This window comes from Serratia sp. CMO1 (assembly GCF_015689115.1).
GTDB lineage: Bacteria > Pseudomonadota > Gammaproteobacteria > Enterobacterales > Enterobacteriaceae > Serratia > Serratia marcescens.
Map to the genome: position 1 here is coordinate 1,491,162 of NZ_CP065032.1, position 17,460 is coordinate 1,508,621.

Sequence of the window (17,460 nt, forward strand, 5' to 3'; positions counted from 1 at the left end):
GGTCGCTTAAGCGTACCCCTAGAGTATTGCAGTAAAACTACCCTGTCGCCGGGTTACACCGTGAGGTCAAAATGTGCGGCCAGCGCTTTTTTACCGGCGGGGGTCAGCTGCAGCTCACGGCTGTCGAGCCGGCGAAGGATCCAGCCGCGTTGGATAAAGACGGCCAACAGCGCTGCGCCCAGCGCGCCGCCGAGGTGAGATCGGCGTTCGCTCCAGTCCAGGCACCCGCAGGCGAAGCGACGGCGGGTGGGGGCGGGCGAGCAATCGACGCCCAGCCGCGTCAGCGCGGCCTGACCGGCGTCGCTTAACCGGTAGTCTTCTTCGCCGGTCAGCCAGTTCAGCGCATGCAGCCGATCGTGCAGCTTCACCGCCACCTCGCCCGCCATATGGTCGTAGCAGGTGCGAGCATACTGCAGCGAGGTAGGCGTGCTGCTCTTCACCGACGGGCGCGGCACGCCCGCCAGCGCCATCAGGCCTTCCAGCGCTGCGGCCACCGGTTGCCCGGCCAGCCGGAAATAGCGGTAGCGCCCCTGTTTGACGCAGGCAATCAGCCGCTGCTCCAGCAGTTTCGCCAGGTGTGCGCTGGCGGTAGACGGGGCGACCTCGACCGCCGCGCTGAGCTCGGTGGCGGTGTAGGCGCGCCCGTCCATCAACAGGCACAGCATGCGCGCCCGGGTGCGGTCGGCGATGGCGGCGCTTAGCGCCGCTAAACGAGCTTCTATCTCGATGTTATGCATACTTCGAGGTTAGACGAAGTATGACGGCGCGTCCATCGCTAGCCTGTGGCTATCGCATTCTGGTGCTGTGTGTCTGCGTTCGCTGGATATTGATGAGCGGGCGTTGAAATCGGTGCAGTGGCGCCGTTCGTTCAATGCGCGCGTGCCGGAATTTTACCGTTGAGAGGAGACGAGGATGATCGCCGTGATTTTTGAACTGCAGGCCGCCGACGGGCAGCGGGAGACTTACCTGGAGTTGGCGGCGGCGCTGAAGCCGCTGCTGGCGCAGATCGACGGATTCATTTCCATCGAGCGTTTTCAAAGCCTGGCCGATCCCGCGCGCCTGTTGTCGCTCTCCTTCTGGCGCGACGAGGTGGCGGTGCAGCAGTGGCGCAATCTCGAACAGCACCGGGCGGCGCAGGCGCGCGGCCGTGGCGAGGTGCTGGCGCAGTACCGGCTGCGGGTGGCGGAGGTGGTGCGGGACTACGGGCTGGAGAGCCGCGACCAGGCGCCGCAGGATAGCCGTGGCTATCACCGCACCTGAAAAAAGCCCGCCGGCGGCGGGCTTTCTTCGTCCGTTATTTCGCTTCGCTGCCCACCTTCATCGCCCCGGCGTAGCTGGCGCCCATCCCCCAGGCGGCGCCGTGGTCGCGGGCGATCTGCAATACGCCTCCCGCCGTGGCTTTGCGGCTCCAGTCCTGCTGCCATTCCAGCATCAACGCCACCCAGTTGATGGGCGTGGCGCCCGCCTGTATCAGGCGCTGCATGGCGTTGTTTTGGCTGTCTGGCGTAATGTCGCCGGTGACGTCCGACAGGATATAAACTTCATACCCCTCGCCCAGAGCAGACAGCGCCGGCAGCATCACGCAGCTGGCGGTCCACAATCCGCCGATGATGATTTTCTTGCGGCCGGATTGTTTGATCAGATCGACCACGCGCCGATCCTGCCAGACGTTGATGGCGGTGCGATCGTACACCTGCAGGTCCGGGCGTGCCTGCGTCACCTGCTGGAATACCGGCCCGGCGAAGCTTTTGGCATTGGCCGAGGCCAGAATGGTCGGCACGTTGAACACCTTGGCGGCCTTGGCGATGCCGGCGGCGTTATTCACCAGATTGGTTTGATCGATAGAGGAAATGGTCATGCCGAACATGTCCTGCAGATCGACCAGCAGCAACAGGCTGTTGTCGGCGGTCAGCGGTTGCACATAACCCGCCTGGCGGCTATCGGCGGCGGGGGATTGCGCCAGCGCGGCGACGGGGGCGACGGCGGCGCTCAGACCGAGCATCAGGGCGAACAGGGTCTTTTTCATTATTAACTCCATGATTATCAGTAGATTAAATTCACTTCCCACTCAGGGAAGCGGTTGAATGAAGTCTACTGAGGTTGTTGAGGTTAATAATCTGTGTTTTATTGAATTAATAATTAACCCATAGGACATAATATGGACGTGCTACTGACGATGCGCGCCTTTCGCCGCGTGGTTGAGCGCAACAGTTTCTATAAGGCGGCGGAGGATCTGGCGATCACGCCGGCGGCGTTGAGCAAGCAGATTAAGCAGTTGGAAAGTCGGTTGGGGACGCTATTGCTGGTGCGCACCACCCGCAGCATGAGCCTGACCGAAGCCGGGCAGCTCTATTACCAGGAAGCCTGCCGGTTGCTTGGCGAGTTCGACGCGCTGGAGCAGACGGTTGCCGCCAGCGCGCAGCAGGTCTCCGGCACGCTGCGGGTCAATGCGCCGCTCTCGTTCGGCCTGACGGTGCTGTCGCCGCTGCTGCCGCCGTTTATGCAACGCTACCCGCAGCTGCAGGTGGAACTGACGCTGGACGACAGGGTATTGGACGTGGTGGCGGCCGGTTTCGATATTTCCTTGCGCATTCGCCGCCGACTGCCGGATTCTTCCCTCAGTGCCCGGGCACTGGGTGAAGTGCACCAGCGAATTTGCGCCGCGCCCGGCTATTTGGCGCAGCACGGCGTGCCGCAAACGCCCAATGAATTGCAGCGACACAGCTGTCTGGCCTATTCCCTGGCGGAAAAGCCGGGGCAGTGGCAGTTCACCGCCGGCGAGGAGAGCCTGAGCGTGACGTTCACTCCCCGGCTGATCGCCAACAACAGCCTGATGCTGCGGGATATGCTGATGGCGGGACTGGGCATCGGTTCGCTGCCGTCGTTCGTGGCGGATCCCGAAATCGCCGCCGGCAGACTGGTGCGGCTGTTCCCTGAACAGATTGCCGACGTGCATCAGGTTTTCGCGGTTTACCCGACGCGCCGGCATCTGCAGCAGAAAGTGAGTTTATTCACCGAGTTTGTGCGAGAACAGGGATTGATGACGGCGAATTGACAACGGCGCACGGTTGTCATATTCCTTAGTTATGAAAAGATCCTATCGCCCATTCGCGCAAATTATTATCACCATGCTTCGTGTGGTGGGATAGCGCGTGTGTCGCCAATAAAAAACCCGCCGGCAAGGCGGGTTTTTTTATCCCCTTCCGGCAATGACCGGAGAACGGCATGAAAACCTACCCTGCAGTTTTACACCTGATGTGCGGCAAGGCCGGCGCAGGCAAATCGACGCTGGCGCAGCGTTTGGCGCAGCAACCGCAAACGCTGTTGCTGGTCGAAGATGCTTGGCTGGCGACGCTGTATGAACAGGAGATGGCCAGCCTGCAAGACTATGCGCGCTGTTCCGAACGGTTACGGCGGGCGCTGGGCGGGCACCTCGTTCAACTGCTGCGCGGCGGCTGGTCCGTGGCGCTCGATTTCCCGATGAATACGCCGGACAGGCGGCGTTGGGCCAAAGCGTTGGCGGAGGAGGCCGGCGTCGCGCACTGCCTGCATTTTCTCGACGCCAGCCATGCGCAGTGCCTGAGCCGGATAACGCTGAGAAACGCGCGCGGCGAGCACCCGTTTACACTGAGCGAAGCGGAGTTTGAGCGCCTGGCACAGTACTTTGGTCCCCCGGCGGAAGAGGAAGGAATGACCGTCTTACGTTATGGCGAACGGGACTGAAAACCGGCGCCATGACGGCGCCGGCAACAGGGTTATGCGTCGGCGTTAAACGCGTTGTGGAAGGCGACCTCCGCGCACGGCAGCGCGCCCTGGAAGGCGATGGCGCGGAAGTAGTCTTGCGGCACGCCCGGCAGGGTCAGCGCGCTTTGCGCCTGGAAGCCGAAACGGCCGTAATAGTTCGGATCGCCCAGCACCACGCAGCCTGCGGCATGCCGTTCTTGCAGTTCGGCCAATAGCTGGCGGATCAGCCGGCTGCCGATCCCCAAGTTCTGACAGGCCGGCAGCACCGACACCGGCGCCAGCCCGTACCACCCGGCGGCGCCGTTGCTGAGCACGACCGGCGAGACGGACGCGTGCCCGATCGGTGTGCCATTTTGCTCGGCGACCAGCGACAGGGTGAGGGCTCCCGCCGCGCGCAGCGCATTGACGATAAACTGCTCGGTGTGGCTGCTGTGTTCGGCGTGCAGGAACGCAGCGGCGGTCAGGGTGGTGATGGCGCCGACGTCGGCCGGCGTTTCGTGGCGTAACGTGATGTTCATGGTTGTATCCTGATTAAAAACGCTGAACCGACCGGACTGCCTGCCCGGCCGGTATCGATGATTAACGGTTGTCCAGCTGCGCCCGCACGGCCTTGAGCCCGGCGAAGGTGACGCGATAAGGGCGCCCCTGGCGAGAGAGGATCAGGCGTTTGGTTTTGAGCTTGGTGAAAACGGCCAGCGAGCAGTCGGCCAGGCCGAGCCCTTCGCGGGTGTAGCATTCGACGTGGGTGACGCGACCGGCGTCGTTGCGGGTGAAGGCGATATAGCCGCCTTTGGCCAACACGTGCAGCACGCGTTGTTCCGCTTTGGAAATGTTCATGTTGGGAGATCCTGTAATAACCCCAGATACGCGCATCCCCGCGCAAACGCGCGTCGGATACGTCAGAGTCCCTCGCCATACGGCAAGGAAGCGACTATCGGGTGGTTACAATCTCCAACATACAGGCCTCGGGCAGTGAAAAACGCCAGGGCGGCGTTTCAGCGCAGTTAATGTAGCCAATGGCCGGTTGGCTGTCAATTTGCCGGCGACACGGGCCGCCGGCGCAAGGCCAATCAGAAAGGCTTGGTCGGCAGGTATTTGCCGTCCAGGGTGATCACTGCGCGTTCGCCGCCGTCCGGATCGGCGACCTTCTTGATATCCAGCTTGAAGTTGATGGCGCTGATGATGCCGTCGCCAAACTGCTCGTGCACCAGCGCTTTCAGCGTGGAGCCGTAGACCTGCAGCATTTCATAGAAGCGATAAATGGTCGGATCGGTCGGCACGCCGCCGGGAATGCTGCCGCGCAGCGGGATGGTTTGCAGCAGCTGCACCGCCTCTTCGTCCAGCCCCAGCTTGGCCGCCACCGTGCGCGCCGCCGGTTCCGGCAGCGCGTGCTGCCCCAGCAGGGCGGCGGTGACAAACGCCAGGCTGAGGCCGGTGCCCTCGGCCAGCGCTTCGAACGTCAGGTTATGGCGGATCTTGGCGGCCATGATGGTGTCGGTGAGCGCTTCGCGCGGGGCGGCGTTGTGCAGAGAGTGTGTCATGTTAGCTCCTTATTGTAGGCTTAAAAACGGGCGATCGCCGGGGTGGCGGTCACCTCGGGATGGGTAGCGAGCGGCACGAAGCGGCGGGTTTCGCCGTCCAGCGCCTCGATAGCGCCGCTGGCGATGTCATAGACCCAGCCGTGCAGCGCCAGGCGGCCCTGATCCAGCGCCAGGGCGACGGAAGGGTGCGTTTTGATGTTGTTGAGCTGGGCGATGACGTTCTCGCGCACCATCGACGCGACCCGCGCCTCGTCGGAGGCATGCGGATAAGCCTGATTGACCGCCTTGGCGGAATCGGCGTAACGCAGCCAGCCGGCCACCGTCGGCAGGTGATCCAGGCACTGGCAGGTGGCGATGGCGGTCATCGCGCCGCAGTCGGAGTGGCCGCAGATCACGATATCTTCCACGCCCAGTGCGGCGACGGCGTACTCGACCGAGGCGGTCACCCCGCCGGGTTCGGGGCCGAAAGAAGGCACGATGTTACCGGCGTTGCGGATCACAAACAGATCGCCCGGCTCGCGCTGGGTGACCAGCTCCGGCACCAGGCGGCTGTCGGAACACGAGATAAACAGGGTGCGCGGGTTTTGGCGGGTCGCCAGCCGCTGAAACAGCGCCGTGCGTTCAACAAAGGCTTCGCGCTGGAACTTCAGGAAGCCTTCAATCACCTCTTTCATCCGTTTCTCCATTGGGTGTCGTTATGCGATGGCGGCATGATGAACGCTTCTGGCTATAGGGTCTAAGACCCATTTATAATGTCGGCTATAGGTTTTACTAATAGCTGGGGCGCTATGCTGCTGCGACACATCCGTTATTTTCTGGCCGTTGCCGAACAGGGCAACTTCACCCGCGCCGCCGAAGCGCTGCACGTCTCGCAACCGACGCTCTCCCAACAGATCAAACAGTTGGAGGATACGCTGGGAGCGCCGTTGTTCGATCGCAGCGGCAGAGCCGTGCGCCTGACCGACGCCGGTGAGGCCTGGATGCGCTATGCGCGGCTGGCGCTGCAGGATCTGGACGCCGGCGCGCGGGCGATCCATGACGTAGCGACGTTGGCGCGCGGCCATTTGCGGCTGGCGATGACCCCGACGTTCACCGCCTATCTGGTGGGGCCGGCGATCGATGCGTTCTACCGCCGCTATCCGGGGATTACGCTGAGCATTGAGGAGATGACGCAGGAGCGGATCGAGGCGCTGCTGGCGCAGGATAGGTTGGATCTGGGGATTGCCTTCGAGATGGCGCAGTCGGCGGAGGTAGAAGCCATGCCGTTGTTCAGTGAGACGCTGGAACTGATGGTCGGCGCCGATCATCCCCTGGCGGCGCGGCGTCGGCCGCTGACGCTGGCGGAGTGGCAACATCTGCCGCTGGCCTTGCTGAGCGGCGACTTCGCCACGCGGCAGTTTATCGATCGCTACTGCACACAGCTGGGATTTCGGCCGCAGGTGGCGGTGGAGGCCAATGCGCTGGGCGCCATTGTCGAGATCGTGCGGCGCGGGCAGCTCGCCACGCTGCTGCCGGCCGCGATTGCGCGCGAGAACCGGCAGTTGAAAAAGGTGGCGCTGGCCAACGCCATGCCGGCTCGGCAGGCGGTGTTGCTGCAGCGTAAAGACGCTTACCGCAGCGCCGCCGCGCAGGCGTTTATCGCCGTCCTGCAGCAACAGGGCGTTACGCCAACGCACTCCAGCGCTGCGTCATCCCCAGCAGATGCACCAGTCCGAAGCCGAGGCAAATCAGCGAGCTGACGACGATAAAACGCTGGCTGCGGCCGGTATCGCGCAGGGCGAAGGGGCCGGCGACACCGCGCAGCAGATAGATAAAGGTGATGATAAACAGCGCGGGCCGCAGCAGCGGCAGCGGCGCGATCAGGCCCGCGCCGGATAGCGCATACAGCGCCCAAATAAACAGCACCAGCGCGATACCGGCGGTGACGACGGCAGGGAACTTTTTACCCGCTTCCGCCGCCTTAATGAAGCGATCGCCGGCGCCGCACAGCCGATAGCCGCGCGGCCCGGTGGCGATCACCCAAATATGCAGCAGGGCGGCGATGGCGCTCAGCGCGGCGCCGATCAGCAGCGCGGTGTTATAGAGGTGTGGCATGGTTCAGCTTCCTTGTCCTAAATCAGTCTGGTATCAAGCGTAGACCAGAATGAGTAAGTCAGGCCGGGGGGCGCTCAACGGCCGACATTTGCAGCGCGTCTTCAGGCACCACGCGGGTCTGCGCATCGATAAATGCCAGCTGCACCGGCAGCCCGCTGCGTTTATCCACCAGTTGAACGTGGGGGGTGTCATGCAGAATATGCCGGTGGCCCCACGCCATCAGCGCAACCAGGATGGGCCCCAGGCTGCGTCCCTTGTCCGTCAAGACATATTCATGTCGCTCACGCTCGCCCGGCTCCCGGTAAGCGCGTTTGGCCAACAGTTCTTGTTCTACCATGACATTCAGACGGTTGCTCAACGCCTGGCGCGAAGCGCCGATATTCTCGCGCAGCTCTTCAAAACGGCGAACGCCGTAGAATGATTCGCGCAGGATCAGCAACGTCCAGCGATCGCCAAGCAGATCCGCGGCTTGCGCCAGCCCGCACAGGGCAAGAGAAACGGTAGGGAGATCGGGAGATTTTGACATGGGCATTTTCCTTCGCTAATCTAAGTCTTTTTTTTAGACTTAACTATATTCAAGGAGAGTATAATGCCATTTGTTAATGTGCAAACGGTGAAAGGCATGCTGGATGAACGGCAAAAAAGCGAATTGCTGTCCCGCATTACCGAATTGCTGGTAGAGATAGAAGGGCGAGGCGATCCGGCGTTCAGGCAGTCGGTTTGGGTCCGAATCGATGAACATGCGCCTGAACAATGGAGCCTGGGCGGCGTGCAGCCGACGGCGGCGATGATTGCCGCGAAGTTCCCGCCGCGTTAATTCAGCTATGCCGCCTGCGAAAAGGATCGGATGCCGCAGGCGCCGCTCAAAATGTCACCGAAACTTCCCGCGATCTCTGCACCCCGTTGTGGCATAATGCGCGCCAAATCACATTCCCTATGTATAAAGAGCGAGCGCTGTGTTAAGCACTAACAACATCACCATGCAGTTCGGCAGCAAGCCGTTGTTTGAAAACATCTCTGTCAAATTCGGCGGCGGCAACCGTTACGGCCTGATCGGCGCCAACGGCTGCGGCAAGTCCACCTTTATGAAAATCCTCGGCGGCGATCTGGCGCCGAGCGGCGGCAACGTGTTCCTCGATCCGAACGAGCGCCTGGGTAAACTGCGTCAGGATCAGTTCGCCTTTGAGCAGTACAGCGTGCTGGATACCGTGATCATGGGCCACACCGAACTGTGGGCGGTGAAGGAAGAACGCGACCGCATCTACGCATTGGCGGAGATGAGCGAAGAAGACGGCTATAAAGTGGCCGATCTGGAAGTGGCCTACGGCGAAATGGACGGCTACAGCGCCGAAGCGCGCGCCGGCGAACTGTTGCTCGGCGTGGGTATTCCGGTGGAGCAGCACTACGGCCCGATGAGCGAAATCGCGCCGGGCTGGAAGCTGCGCGTGTTGCTGGCGCAGGCGCTGTTCTCCGATCCGGAAATCCTGCTGCTCGACGAACCGACCAACAACCTGGACATCGACACCATTCGCTGGCTGGAAAACGTGCTCAACGAGCGCAACAGCACCATGATCATCATCTCGCACGACCGTCACTTCCTGAACATGGTCTGCACCCACATGGCGGATCTGGACTATGGCGAACTGCGCGTTTATCCGGGCAACTACGACGAATACATGACCGCCGCCACCCAGGCGCGTGAGCGTCTGCTGGCGGACAACGCCAAGAAGAAGGCGCAGATCAATGAGCTGCAATCGTTCGTCAGCCGCTTCAGCGCCAACGCCTCCAAATCCAAGCAGGCCACCTCGCGCGCTCGTCAGATCGACAAGATCCAACTGGAAGAGGTGAAAGCCTCCAGCCGCCAGAACCCGTTCATCCGCTTCGAGCAGGACAAGAAGCTGTTCCGTAATGCGCTGGAAGTGGAAGCGCTCACCAAGGGCTTCGATGATGGCCCGCTGTTCAGCAAGCTGAACCTGATGGTGGAAGTGGGCGAGAAGGTCGCGGTGCTGGGCGCCAACGGCATCGGTAAAACCACCCTGCTGAAAACGCTGGTGGGCGACGCGCAGCCGGACAGCGGCACCGTGAAATGGTCAGAAAACGCCCGTATCGGTTACTACGCGCAGGATCACGAATACGAGTTCGACGACACCCTGAGCGTGTTCGACTGGATGAGCCAGTGGAAGCAGGAAAAAGACGACGAGCAAGCGGTGCGCAGCGTGTTGGGCCGTCTGCTGTTCAGCCAGGACGACATCAAGAAGAAAGTGAAGGTGCTGTCCGGTGGTGAGAAGGGCCGCATGCTGTTCGGCAAGCTGATGATGCAGCGCCCGAATATTCTGGTGATGGACGAACCGACCAACCACCTGGATATGGAATCCATCGAATCGCTGAACATGGCGCTGGAGATGTACGAAGGCACGCTGATCTTCGTCTCCCACGACCGTGAGTTCGTCAGTTCGCTGGCGACGCGCATTCTGGAAATCACCCCGAACAAGGTGATCGACTTTACCGGCAACTACGAAGACTATCTGCGCAGCCAGGGCATCGTATAACCCTCGCGGCAACGCATCAGGGCGGGAATTATCCCGCCCTTTTTTTATCCGTCATTCCCCGCCGCACACTTCGCAGTGCGGATCCTTCGGCAGTTTCATTTCGCGGAACTGCATGCTCATCGCATCGAACATTAACAACTTGCCGCGCAGCGGCTGACCATAGTCGGCCAGCAGCTTTATCGCTTCCATCGCCTGCAGGGTGCCGATGGTGCCGACCAGCGGCGCCATCACGCCCGCTTCGACGCAGGTGAGGGCGCTGTCGCCGAACAGCCGGCTCAGGCAGCGGTAGCAGGGTTCGCCCGGCTGATAGGTGAACACGCTGAGCTGGCCTTCCATGCGGATCGCCGCGCCGGAAACCAGCGGTTTGCGCTGCGCGTGGCACAGGCGGTTCAGCGCGTCGCGCGCCGCCACGTTGTCGGTGCAGTCCAGCACCAGATCGCTGGCGGCGATCTCTGCCGCGACCGCGTCATCTTCCAGACGGCCGTCGATGGCGTCGATGCGGATATGCGGATTGATGGCGCTCAGTTCCTGCCTGGCGGAGCTGACTTTACTCTGGCCGATGCGATCGTCGCGGTGCAGGATCTGGCGCTGTAGGTTGGAGAGCGAGACGGTGTCGAAATCCACCAGCACCAGATGGCCGACCCCGGCCGCCGCCAGATAAGGCGCGGCGGCGCAGCCCAGCCCGCCCAGCCCGGCGATCAGCACGCGGGCGGCCTTCAGCTTCTCCTGGCCGTCGAAGTCAAAGCCGCGCAGCACGATCTGGCGGTTGTAACGCAGCGCTTCGGCGTCGGTCAATTCCGGCAACATGTTCAGCTCCTCAGCAGGGCGTTGAACGGCTCGATCTCCACCGTTTCACCCGCCGCCACCGAACCGCGTTCGCGCTCCAGCACGATGAAACAGTTGCCCTGGCTGTAGGAGCTGAAGACGTGCGAGCCCTGGTGGCCGGTAGTGCTGACCTCCAGTTCGCCCGCGGCGTTGCTGCTGAACACCCCGCGCTGGAAATCGAGGCGGCCCGGCGATTTCTTCAGCGGCGTCAGCGCGCGGGCGCGCAGGCGCGGCGGCAGGCGCCAATCGCTGTGGCCGGCCAGTTTCGCCAGCAGCGGTTGCACCAGTTGGTAGAAGGTCAGGGCGGCGGAAACCGGGTTGCCAGGCAGGCCGCAGAACCAGGCGTGGCCCAGTTTGCCGAAGGCGAACGGTTTGCCGGGTTTGATCGCCAGCTTCCAGAAGCTGACCTGGCCCAGTTCATCGAGCATCTGTTTGGTGTAGTCGGCTTCGCCGACCGAGACGCCGCCGCTGCTGATCACTACGTCGGCCTGGCTGTTCGCCTGTGTGAAGGCGTCGCGCAGCGCATCGCGATCGTCGCGGATAATGCCGAGATCGAGCACTTCGCAGCCCAACTGCTCCAGCATCAGGCGCACCGCGAAGCGGTTGGTGTCATAGATTTGGCCTGCCTGCAGCGGCTGGCCGACCGGCTGCAGTTCGTCGCCGGTGGAGAACACCGCCACCTTCAGCTTACGCATCACCTGCACTTCGGCGACCCCGAGCGAGGCCAGCAGCGGCAGCTGCGCGGCGCCCAGCTTCACGCCGGCCGGCAACACGCTGGCGCCTTGGCGAATGTCTTCACCCGCCAAACGGATATTCTGGCCGGCTTCTACCGGGGCGGTAAAACGCACGCCCTGGTCGCTCACTTCGGCCTGTTCCTGCATGACCACGGCGTCCGCCCCGGCCGGGATCGGCGCGCCGGTCATGATGCGCACGCAGCTGTTGGCCGGCCATTCACCGTCGAACGGCGCGCCGGCGAAGGCTTTCCCGGCGACCGGCAGCGGCGCATTGGCCGCCAGATCGGTGAGGCGCACCGCATAGCCGTCCATCGCCGAGTTGGCGAACGGCGGCACGTCGAGCGGTGAGACCACCGGCGCGGCGGTGATGCGACCGGCGGCGGCGGTCAGCGCGACGGATTCGGCCTGTTGCAGCGGGGCGATCTGCCCGAGCATTTTTTCCAGCGCTTGCTCCAGGGAGATGAGATCGGAAGTATGGCAATGATCCATAAGGGGAACTCCGTAATCAGGGTGCGCAATGATAGCGACAAAGTGCGAGTATTATGGCAGAGAACGCCGGGGGGGAGAACGGGTTATGCCCGCCATCTTTCGCACTGCGGCGTCAGGGCGATCGGGTATAAACTGCGAAAAACAGAGGAGGATCATGATGCATAAACAGGTTATCGAGTTCTGGTTCGACGAGATCGAACCGGTGATGTGGTTCAAAAAGGACGATGATTTCGATCGTCTGCTGCACAGCCGTTTCGGCGAAATCTGGCGGGCGGCGGCGGCGGGGGAGCTGGCGCACTGGCGCGACACCATCGAAGGGCGCCTGGCGGAGGTGATCGTGCTCGATCAGTTCAGCCGCAACCTGTTTCGCGGCACGCCGCAGTCATTCGCCTGCGACGGCATGGCGCTGGTCCTGGCGCAGGAGGCGATCCGCAGCGGGGAGTGCGAACGGCTGAGCCGCGAGCAGCGCGGCTTCCTTTATCTGCCGTTCATGCATTCGGAATCGCCGCTGATCCACCAGCAGGCGCTGGTGTTATATACCGAGCTCAATAACGGCGACCAGCTGGAGTTCGAGCTGCGGCATAAGGCAATCATCGATCGTTTCGGCCGCTACCCGCATCGCAATGCGATATTGGGGCGCACCAGCACGCCGGAAGAAGAGGCCTTTTTACAGCAGCCAGGATCGGGTTTTTAATCGTCGGATCATCTGCGCCCGGCCGGGCAAAAACAGCAGGCCGGGCGCCGCAATAAGCGTGACTCAGCGCGAACGTTTATTTCATTACGCTCTACCGCTATTTCCTCTCGCGAAGTTACCAATAATTCCAGCCGCACTGTCAGCGGTTTACCGCTTTTTATAACCTGCTGTTTTTATTCCAATAAGCTATTTCAAGGTGCGAAATGGTCTAAGCGCGCTACGCTAAAAGCGGGGCGTGGACGTTATGCTGTACTTCCACTGTAGGACTAAATAGAGTCGAAAAAGACTGAATAATAATGATACCGCGTTCAGCTTATTCGCTGCGCAACGGCGGGATTAACACAGGGTGTCAGGCAAATGAGCAAACCAGTGATTGCCATTCATGGCGGCGCGGGCGCAATTACCCGGGCGGCGCTGAGTGCGGAAAAAGAACGGCAGTATATCCAGGCGCTGTCCGAGATCGTGGCCGCCGGGCAGGCGGTATTGGCGCAGGGCGGCAGCGCGCTGGACGCGGTGACCGAAGCGGTGCGGCTGCTGGAGGAATGCCCGCTGTTCAACGCCGGCAAAGGCTCGGTGTTTACCCATCAGGGCACCCACGAACTGGACGCCTGCGTGATGGACGGCCGCACCTGCGACGCCGGCGCTGTCGCCGGCGTCAGCCATATCCGCAACCCGGTGCTGGCGGCGCGCGCGGTGCTAGAAAACAGCGAACACGTGCTGTTTGCCGCCGAAGGCGCCGAGAAGTTTGCCGCCGCCCACGGCCTGGAAATGGTTACTCCCGACTTCTTCTTTACCCAGGAACGCTTTGATCAGCTGCACCGCGCCCAGGCGGAGCAAGGGCGGGTCTTGCTCGATCACGACGGCGCGGCGCAGGCCGGGGATCCGCTCGATCCCGATCGCAAATTCGGCACCGTCGGCGCGGTGGCGCTGGATGCGCTGGGCAACCTCGCCGCCGCTACTTCCACCGGCGGCATGACCAACAAGCAGGCCGGGCGGGTAGGCGACACGCCGATCATCGGCGCCGGTTGCTATGCCAACAACGCCACCGTGGCGGTCTCCAGCACCGGCACCGGCGAAATCTTCATGCGCGGCGTGGCGGCCTATGACGTCTCCGCCCTGATCGAATACGGCGGGCTCAGCCTGCAAGAGGCCAGCGATCGGGTGGTGATGGAGAAGCTGCCGGCGCTGGGCGGCAGCGGCGGCATGATCGCCGTCGATCGCCACGGCAATATCGCGCTGCCGTTCAACAGCGAGGGGATGTACCGCGGTTTTGGCTATGTCGGCGATGCGCCGTCCGTCGGGATTTATCGCTAAGCGTTCACCGGGAGGGTGTATGACCGACGTTTCATTCCGGCCCGCCGGCGACGGGCTGTCATTGCCGCCGCAGCGGGTGCTGGCGGTGCGCGATCTGAGCATCAGCTTTCCTCAAGCGGACGGCGCCGTAGACGCGGTGCGCAACCTGTCGTTCGATCTCGATCGCGGCGAGACGCTGGCGATCGTCGGCGAGTCCGGCTCCGGCAAATCGGTCACTTCGCTGGGGCTGATGCGGTTGGTGGAGCAGGGCGGCGGGCGTATCGTCAGCGGCGCCATGACGCTGCGCCGGCGCGACGGCGGGTTGCTCGATTTGGCGCGCGCCTCGCAGCGCACGCTGCGCACGGTGCGCGGCGCCGACATGGCGATGATCTTCCAGGAGCCGATGACCTCGCTCAACCCGGTGTTTCCGGTCGGCGAGCAGATCGCCGAATCGCTGCGTTTGCATCAGGGCATGGACCACCGCAGCGCGCGCCAGGAGGCGCTGCGCATGCTCGATCTGGTGCGCATTCCGGAGGCTAAAGAGGTGCTGGGGCGCTACCCGCATCAGCTTTCCGGCGGCATGCGCCAGCGGGTGATGATCGCCATGGCGCTCTCCTGCAAGCCGGCGTTGCTGATCGCCGATGAACCCACCACCGCCCTCGACGTCACCATTCAGGCGCAGATCCTGCAGCTGATCCGCGTGCTGCAACAGGAGATGCAGATGGGGGTGATCTTCATCACTCACGACATGGGCGTGGTGGCGGAGATCGCTGACCGGGTGCTGGTGATGCGCCGCGGTGAGCAGGTGGAGCAAAATCGGGTGCGCGAGCTGTTCGCCGCGCCGCAACAGGCCTATACCCGGGCGCTGCTGGCGGCGGTGCCGAAGCTGGGGGCGATGGCCGATCGGCCGCTGCCGGCGAAGTTTCCGCTGCCGGATGGCGAGGGCGATGCCGCGCCGCAGGATACCGTGCCGCCAGACGCTGCGCCGATCCTGCGGGTGGAGCATTTGGTCACGCGTTTTGATCTGCGCGGCGGGCTGTTCAATCGGGTCACTCGCCGGGTGCACGCGGTGGAAAACGTCAGTTTCGATCTTTACCCCGGCGAGACGCTGGGGCTGGTGGGCGAGTCCGGCTGCGGCAAGTCCACCACTGGGCGCTCTTTGCTGAAGCTGGTGGACAGCCAAAGCGGCACCATTACCTTCGCCGGGCGGCGAATCGATCGGTTGAAGGGATCGGCGCTGCAGCACCTGCGGCGCGATATTCAGTTCATCTTTCAAGATCCTTACGCCTCGCTCGATCCGCGCCTGACGGTCGGTTTTTCCATCATGGAGCCGCTGTTGGTGCATAACGTGATGCGCGGCCGCGAGGCGGAACGGCGGGTGGCCTGGCTGCTGGAACGCGTCGGCCTGTTGCCGGAACATGCGCGCCGCTATCCGCACGAGTTTTCCGGCGGTCAGCGTCAGCGCATCTGCATCGCGCGCGCGTTGGCGCTGAACCCGAAAGTGGTGATCGCCGACGAGGCGGTCTCGGCGCTGGACGTGTCGATTCAGGCGCAGATCGTCAATCTGCTGCTCGATCTGCAGCGTGAGTTCGGCATCGCTTTTCTGTTCATTTCACACGACATGGCGGTGGTGGAGCGCATCAGCCACCGGGTGGCGGTGATGTACCTCGGGCAGATCGTCGAGATCGGCCCGCGGCAGGCAGTGTTCGACAATCCGCAGCACCCCTATACCCGCAAGCTGATGGCGGCGGTGCCGGTGGCCGATCCCGCACATGCTCACAAACGGCAGCCGCTGCCGGCCGATGAGATCCCCAGCCCGGTGCGCGCACTGGGCGATGAACCCGTTACCGCACCGCTGGTGCAGGTTGGCGCCGGGCACTTTGTCGCCCGCCACCCGATCGCCGGTGCTTTTTAAAGACCTCAGGAGAGACAAGCGACATGAAGCACACATTCAAACGCAATGCGCTGTTGGCCGCCGTACTGCTGGCGGCGGGAACCGGCCCGGTCTGGGCGGCGAAGGACGCGGTGATCGCCGTGGCCTCCAACTTCACCACCCTCGATCCTTACGACGCCAACGACACGCTGTCGCAGGCGGTGGCCAAGTCTTTCTATCAGGGGCTGTTCGGCTTCGACAAGGACATGAAGCTGGTAAACGTGCTGGCGGACAGCTATGAGGTCAGCAAAGACGGCCTGACCTACACCGTCAAACTGCGCCAGGGCATCAAATTCCACGACGGCACCGCGTTCAACGCCGAAGCGGTGAAGATCAACCTCGATCGCGCCAGCAACCCGGACAGCCACCTCAAGCGCTACAACCTGTTCAAGATGATCGACAAAACCGAAGCGGTGGACGCCAATACGGTGAAGATCGTGCTGAAGGCGCCGTTCTCGGCGTTCGTCAACAACCTGGCGCACCCGGCGGCGGCGATCATCTCCCCGGCGGCGCTGAAGCAATACGGCAAGGAAATCGGTTTCCACCCGGTGGGCACCGGGCCGTATCAGTTCGTGACCTGGAACCAGACCGATTTCGTCAAGGTGAAGAAGTTCGACGGCTACTGGCAGCCGGGGCTGCCGAAGCTCGACAGCATCACCTGGCGCCCGGTGGTGGATAACAACACCCGCGCGGCGATGCTGCAGACCGGCGAGGCGACCTTCGCCTTCCCGATCCCTTACGAGCAGGCCAAGGTGCTGGAAGGCAACGCCAAGCTGGACGTGGTGGCCGCGCCGTCGATCCTGCAGCGTTACATCAGCATGAATGTCACCCAAAAGCCGTTCGATAACCCGAAGGTGCGCCAGGCGCTGAACTACGCCATCAATAAGGACGCGCTGATCAAGGTGGCGTTCGCCGGCTACGCGGTGCCGGCGGAAGGACCGGTGCCGCCGGCGATCGATTTCGCCGCCCGCTATAAGCCGTGGCCGTACGATCCGGCCAAGGCGCGCGAGCTGCTGAAAGAGGCCGGCTACCCGAACGGCTTCACCACCACGCTGTGGTCTTCCCACAACCACAGCACCGCGCAGAAGGTGCTGCAGTTCACCCAGCAGCAGCTGGCGCAGGTGGGGGTGAAAGTGACGGTGACGGCGATGGACGCCGGGCAGCGCGCGGCGCAGGTGGAGAGCGTCGGGGTGAAAGACACCGGCGTGCGGCTGTTCTACACCGGCTGGTCGGCCTCGACCGGGGAAGCGGACTGGGCGCTGTCGCCGCTGTTCTCTACCCAGGCGGCGCCGCCGAAGCAGTTCAACACCGCGTTCTACAGCAATCCGCAGGTGGACAAGGATCTGACCGACGCGCTGGCGACCACCGATCGCGCCGAGAAGCAGAAACTGTATCAGGACGCGCAGGATCGCATCTGGGCCGACGCGCCCTGGATCTTCCTGGCGACCGAACGTCTGTTGTCGGCCAACAGCAAACAGCTGAGCGGCTTCTACGTGATGCCGGATACCTCGTTCAACTTTGATAACGCCGATCTGAAATAAGGCGCCCATCCCCGCCTGCGGCC

The 17,460-nt window shown here is 62.9% G+C and carries 20 protein-coding genes; 10 read left to right on the forward strand and 10 right to left on the reverse strand.

Annotated elements, in window-relative coordinates; all coding sequences use genetic code 11:
• Positions 1-53: 53 nt before the first annotated feature.
• A complete protein-coding gene (locus tag IT763_RS07075; RefSeq protein WP_049299839.1) occupies positions 54-737 on the reverse strand; it encodes a helix-turn-helix transcriptional regulator in 684 nt (227 codons plus the stop codon).
• A gap of 175 nt (positions 738-912) precedes the next feature.
• Between IT763_RS07075 and IT763_RS07080 the strand changes: the two genes are divergently transcribed.
• A complete protein-coding gene (locus tag IT763_RS07080) occupies positions 913-1,260 on the forward strand; it encodes an antibiotic biosynthesis monooxygenase (RefSeq protein WP_049299838.1) in 348 nt (115 codons plus the stop codon).
• 34 nt (positions 1,261-1,294) lie between these two features.
• Here the strand turns inward: IT763_RS07080 and IT763_RS07085 are convergent, their stop codons facing one another.
• Positions 1,295-2,026: an isochorismatase family protein gene (locus IT763_RS07085; protein ID WP_049299837.1), complete on the reverse strand. Its 732-nt coding sequence runs from the start codon at positions 2,024-2,026 to the stop codon at positions 1,295-1,297.
• A gap of 132 nt (positions 2,027-2,158) precedes the next feature.
• Between IT763_RS07085 and IT763_RS07090 the strand changes: the two genes are divergently transcribed.
• Positions 2,159-3,055 carry a LysR family transcriptional regulator gene (locus IT763_RS07090; protein ID WP_049299836.1) on the forward strand — a complete coding sequence of 299 codons (897 nt, stop codon included), beginning with the start codon at positions 2,159-2,161 and terminating at the stop codon, positions 3,053-3,055.
• A gap of 170 nt (positions 3,056-3,225) precedes the next feature.
• On the forward strand, positions 3,226-3,723 hold the full coding sequence (locus IT763_RS07095) for an ATP-binding protein (RefSeq protein ID WP_206195295.1): 498 nt from the start codon (positions 3,226-3,228) through the stop codon (positions 3,721-3,723).
• Positions 3,724-3,755: 32 nt separating this feature from the next.
• On the opposite strand, the gene IT763_RS07100 is transcribed toward IT763_RS07095, so the two are convergent.
• The 4 genes from IT763_RS07100 to IT763_RS07115 all read right to left on the reverse strand — a co-directional run bounded on the left by IT763_RS07100 (position 3,756) and on the right by IT763_RS07115 (position 5,959).
• Positions 3,756-4,262, reverse strand: coding sequence for a GNAT family N-acetyltransferase (locus IT763_RS07100; RefSeq protein ID WP_033640897.1), 507 nt, complete (start codon positions 4,260-4,262; stop codon positions 3,756-3,758).
• A gap of 61 nt (positions 4,263-4,323) precedes the next feature.
• The gene (locus IT763_RS07105) at positions 4,324-4,581 is read right to left on the reverse strand and encodes a YjhX family toxin (RefSeq protein WP_004939031.1); all 258 of its coding nucleotides are present in this window, start codon (positions 4,579-4,581) and stop codon (positions 4,324-4,326) included.
• 233 nt (positions 4,582-4,814) lie between these two features.
• A complete protein-coding gene (cynS, locus tag IT763_RS07110) occupies positions 4,815-5,285 on the reverse strand; it encodes a cyanase (RefSeq protein WP_004939029.1) in 471 nt (156 codons plus the stop codon).
• Positions 5,286-5,305: 20 nt separating this feature from the next.
• Entirely contained in the window at positions 5,306-5,959 is a 654-nt protein-coding gene (locus IT763_RS07115) for a carbonic anhydrase (RefSeq protein WP_016928470.1), read from the reverse strand.
• A 114-nt stretch (positions 5,960-6,073) separates the two neighbouring features.
• Here IT763_RS07115 and cynR point away from each other — a divergent pair, with 114 nt between their 5' ends.
• Positions 6,074-7,024 carry a transcriptional regulator CynR gene (cynR, locus tag IT763_RS07120; protein ID WP_049299834.1) on the forward strand — a complete coding sequence of 317 codons (951 nt, stop codon included), beginning with the start codon at positions 6,074-6,076 and terminating at the stop codon, positions 7,022-7,024.
• Here the strand turns inward: cynR and IT763_RS07125 are convergent.
• Both IT763_RS07125 and IT763_RS07130 read right to left on the reverse strand, forming a co-directional pair.
• Positions 6,948-7,379: a hypothetical protein gene (locus IT763_RS07125; RefSeq protein ID WP_049299833.1), complete on the reverse strand. Its 432-nt coding sequence runs from the start codon at positions 7,377-7,379 to the stop codon at positions 6,948-6,950. The two genes, cynR and IT763_RS07125, sit on opposite strands and share 77 nt — an antisense overlap.
• Positions 7,380-7,437: 58 nt before the next feature.
• The gene (locus IT763_RS07130; RefSeq protein ID WP_049299832.1) at positions 7,438-7,905 is read right to left on the reverse strand and encodes a helix-turn-helix domain-containing protein; all 468 of its coding nucleotides are present in this window, start codon (positions 7,903-7,905) and stop codon (positions 7,438-7,440) included.
• A gap of 63 nt (positions 7,906-7,968) precedes the next feature.
• Between IT763_RS07130 and IT763_RS07135 the strand changes: the two genes are divergently transcribed.
• Both IT763_RS07135 and IT763_RS07140 read left to right on the forward strand, forming a co-directional pair.
• Positions 7,969-8,196: a tautomerase family protein gene (locus tag IT763_RS07135; protein WP_033650586.1), complete on the forward strand. Its 228-nt coding sequence runs from the start codon at positions 7,969-7,971 to the stop codon at positions 8,194-8,196.
• 139 nt (positions 8,197-8,335) lie between these two features.
• A complete protein-coding gene (locus tag IT763_RS07140) occupies positions 8,336-9,928 on the forward strand; it encodes an ABC-F family ATPase (protein ID WP_028127944.1) in 1,593 nt (530 codons plus the stop codon).
• A 51-nt stretch (positions 9,929-9,979) separates the two neighbouring features.
• Here the strand turns inward: IT763_RS07140 and moeB are convergent, their stop codons facing one another.
• The gene (moeB, locus tag IT763_RS07145; RefSeq protein ID WP_048796072.1) at positions 9,980-10,735 is read right to left on the reverse strand and encodes a molybdopterin-synthase adenylyltransferase MoeB; all 756 of its coding nucleotides are present in this window, start codon (positions 10,733-10,735) and stop codon (positions 9,980-9,982) included.
• 2 nt (positions 10,736-10,737) lie between these two features.
• Positions 10,738-11,976: a molybdopterin molybdotransferase MoeA gene (moeA, locus tag IT763_RS07150; RefSeq protein WP_143778763.1), complete on the reverse strand. Its 1,239-nt coding sequence runs from the start codon at positions 11,974-11,976 to the stop codon at positions 10,738-10,740.
• Between the two features lie 157 nt (positions 11,977-12,133).
• Between moeA and IT763_RS07155 the strand changes: the two genes are divergently transcribed.
• The 4 genes from IT763_RS07155 (at position 12,134) to gsiB (ending at position 17,437) form a co-directional block, all read left to right on the forward strand.
• The gene (locus IT763_RS07155) at positions 12,134-12,670 is read left to right on the forward strand and encodes a DUF924 family protein (RefSeq protein WP_038629078.1); all 537 of its coding nucleotides are present in this window, start codon (positions 12,134-12,136) and stop codon (positions 12,668-12,670) included.
• Between the two features lie 357 nt (positions 12,671-13,027).
• Positions 13,028-13,984 carry an isoaspartyl peptidase/L-asparaginase family protein gene (locus IT763_RS07160; RefSeq protein WP_015377209.1) on the forward strand — a complete coding sequence of 319 codons (957 nt, stop codon included), beginning with the start codon at positions 13,028-13,030 and terminating at the stop codon, positions 13,982-13,984.
• Between the two features lie 19 nt (positions 13,985-14,003).
• The gene (locus IT763_RS07165; RefSeq protein WP_049299830.1) at positions 14,004-15,878 is read left to right on the forward strand and encodes a dipeptide ABC transporter ATP-binding protein; all 1,875 of its coding nucleotides are present in this window, start codon (positions 14,004-14,006) and stop codon (positions 15,876-15,878) included.
• A gap of 23 nt (positions 15,879-15,901) precedes the next feature.
• A complete protein-coding gene (gene gsiB / locus IT763_RS07170) occupies positions 15,902-17,437 on the forward strand; it encodes a glutathione ABC transporter substrate-binding protein GsiB (RefSeq protein ID WP_016928459.1) in 1,536 nt (511 codons plus the stop codon).
• The last annotated feature ends 23 nt before the right edge of the window (positions 17,438-17,460 follow it).

Excerpts from the sequence above, each read along its gene's own strand:
- IT763_RS07075 (WP_049299839.1), bottom strand. The coding sequence starts at position 737 with ATGCATAACATCGAGATAGAAGCTCGTTTAGCGGCGCTAAGCGCCGCC.
- IT763_RS07115 (WP_016928470.1), bottom strand. The coding sequence starts at position 5,959 with ATGAAAGAGGTGATTGAAGGCTTCCTGAAGTTCCAGCGCGAAGCCTTT.
- IT763_RS07100 (WP_033640897.1), bottom strand. The coding sequence starts at position 4,262 with ATGAACATCACGTTACGCCACGAAACGCCGGCCGACGTCGGCGCCATC.
- gsiB (WP_016928459.1), top strand. The coding sequence starts at position 15,902 with ATGAAGCACACATTCAAACGCAATGCGCTGTTGGCCGCCGTACTGCTG.
- IT763_RS07125 (WP_049299833.1), bottom strand. The coding sequence starts at position 7,379 with ATGCCACACCTCTATAACACCGCGCTGCTGATCGGCGCCGCGCTGAGC.
- IT763_RS07085 (WP_049299837.1), bottom strand. The coding sequence starts at position 2,026 with ATGAAAAAGACCCTGTTCGCCCTGATGCTCGGTCTGAGCGCCGCCGTC.
- moeA (WP_143778763.1), bottom strand. The coding sequence starts at position 11,976 with ATGGATCATTGCCATACTTCCGATCTCATCTCCCTGGAGCAAGCGCTG.
- IT763_RS07165 (WP_049299830.1), top strand. The coding sequence starts at position 14,004 with ATGACCGACGTTTCATTCCGGCCCGCCGGCGACGGGCTGTCATTGCCG.
- IT763_RS07155 (WP_038629078.1), top strand. The coding sequence starts at position 12,134 with ATGCATAAACAGGTTATCGAGTTCTGGTTCGACGAGATCGAACCGGTG.
- IT763_RS07130 (WP_049299832.1), bottom strand. The coding sequence starts at position 7,905 with ATGTCAAAATCTCCCGATCTCCCTACCGTTTCTCTTGCCCTGTGCGGG.
- moeB (WP_048796072.1), bottom strand. The coding sequence starts at position 10,735 with ATGTTGCCGGAATTGACCGACGCCGAAGCGCTGCGTTACAACCGCCAG.
- IT763_RS07105 (WP_004939031.1), bottom strand. The coding sequence starts at position 4,581 with ATGAACATTTCCAAAGCGGAACAACGCGTGCTGCACGTGTTGGCCAAA.
- IT763_RS07135 (WP_033650586.1), top strand. The coding sequence starts at position 7,969 with ATGCCATTTGTTAATGTGCAAACGGTGAAAGGCATGCTGGATGAACGG.
- IT763_RS07095 (WP_206195295.1), top strand. The coding sequence starts at position 3,226 with ATGAAAACCTACCCTGCAGTTTTACACCTGATGTGCGGCAAGGCCGGC.
- cynR (WP_049299834.1), top strand. The coding sequence starts at position 6,074 with ATGCTGCTGCGACACATCCGTTATTTTCTGGCCGTTGCCGAACAGGGC.
- IT763_RS07090 (WP_049299836.1), top strand. The coding sequence starts at position 2,159 with ATGGACGTGCTACTGACGATGCGCGCCTTTCGCCGCGTGGTTGAGCGC.
- IT763_RS07080 (WP_049299838.1), top strand. The coding sequence starts at position 913 with ATGATCGCCGTGATTTTTGAACTGCAGGCCGCCGACGGGCAGCGGGAG.
- IT763_RS07160 (WP_015377209.1), top strand. The coding sequence starts at position 13,028 with ATGAGCAAACCAGTGATTGCCATTCATGGCGGCGCGGGCGCAATTACC.
- cynS (WP_004939029.1), bottom strand. The coding sequence starts at position 5,285 with ATGACACACTCTCTGCACAACGCCGCCCCGCGCGAAGCGCTCACCGAC.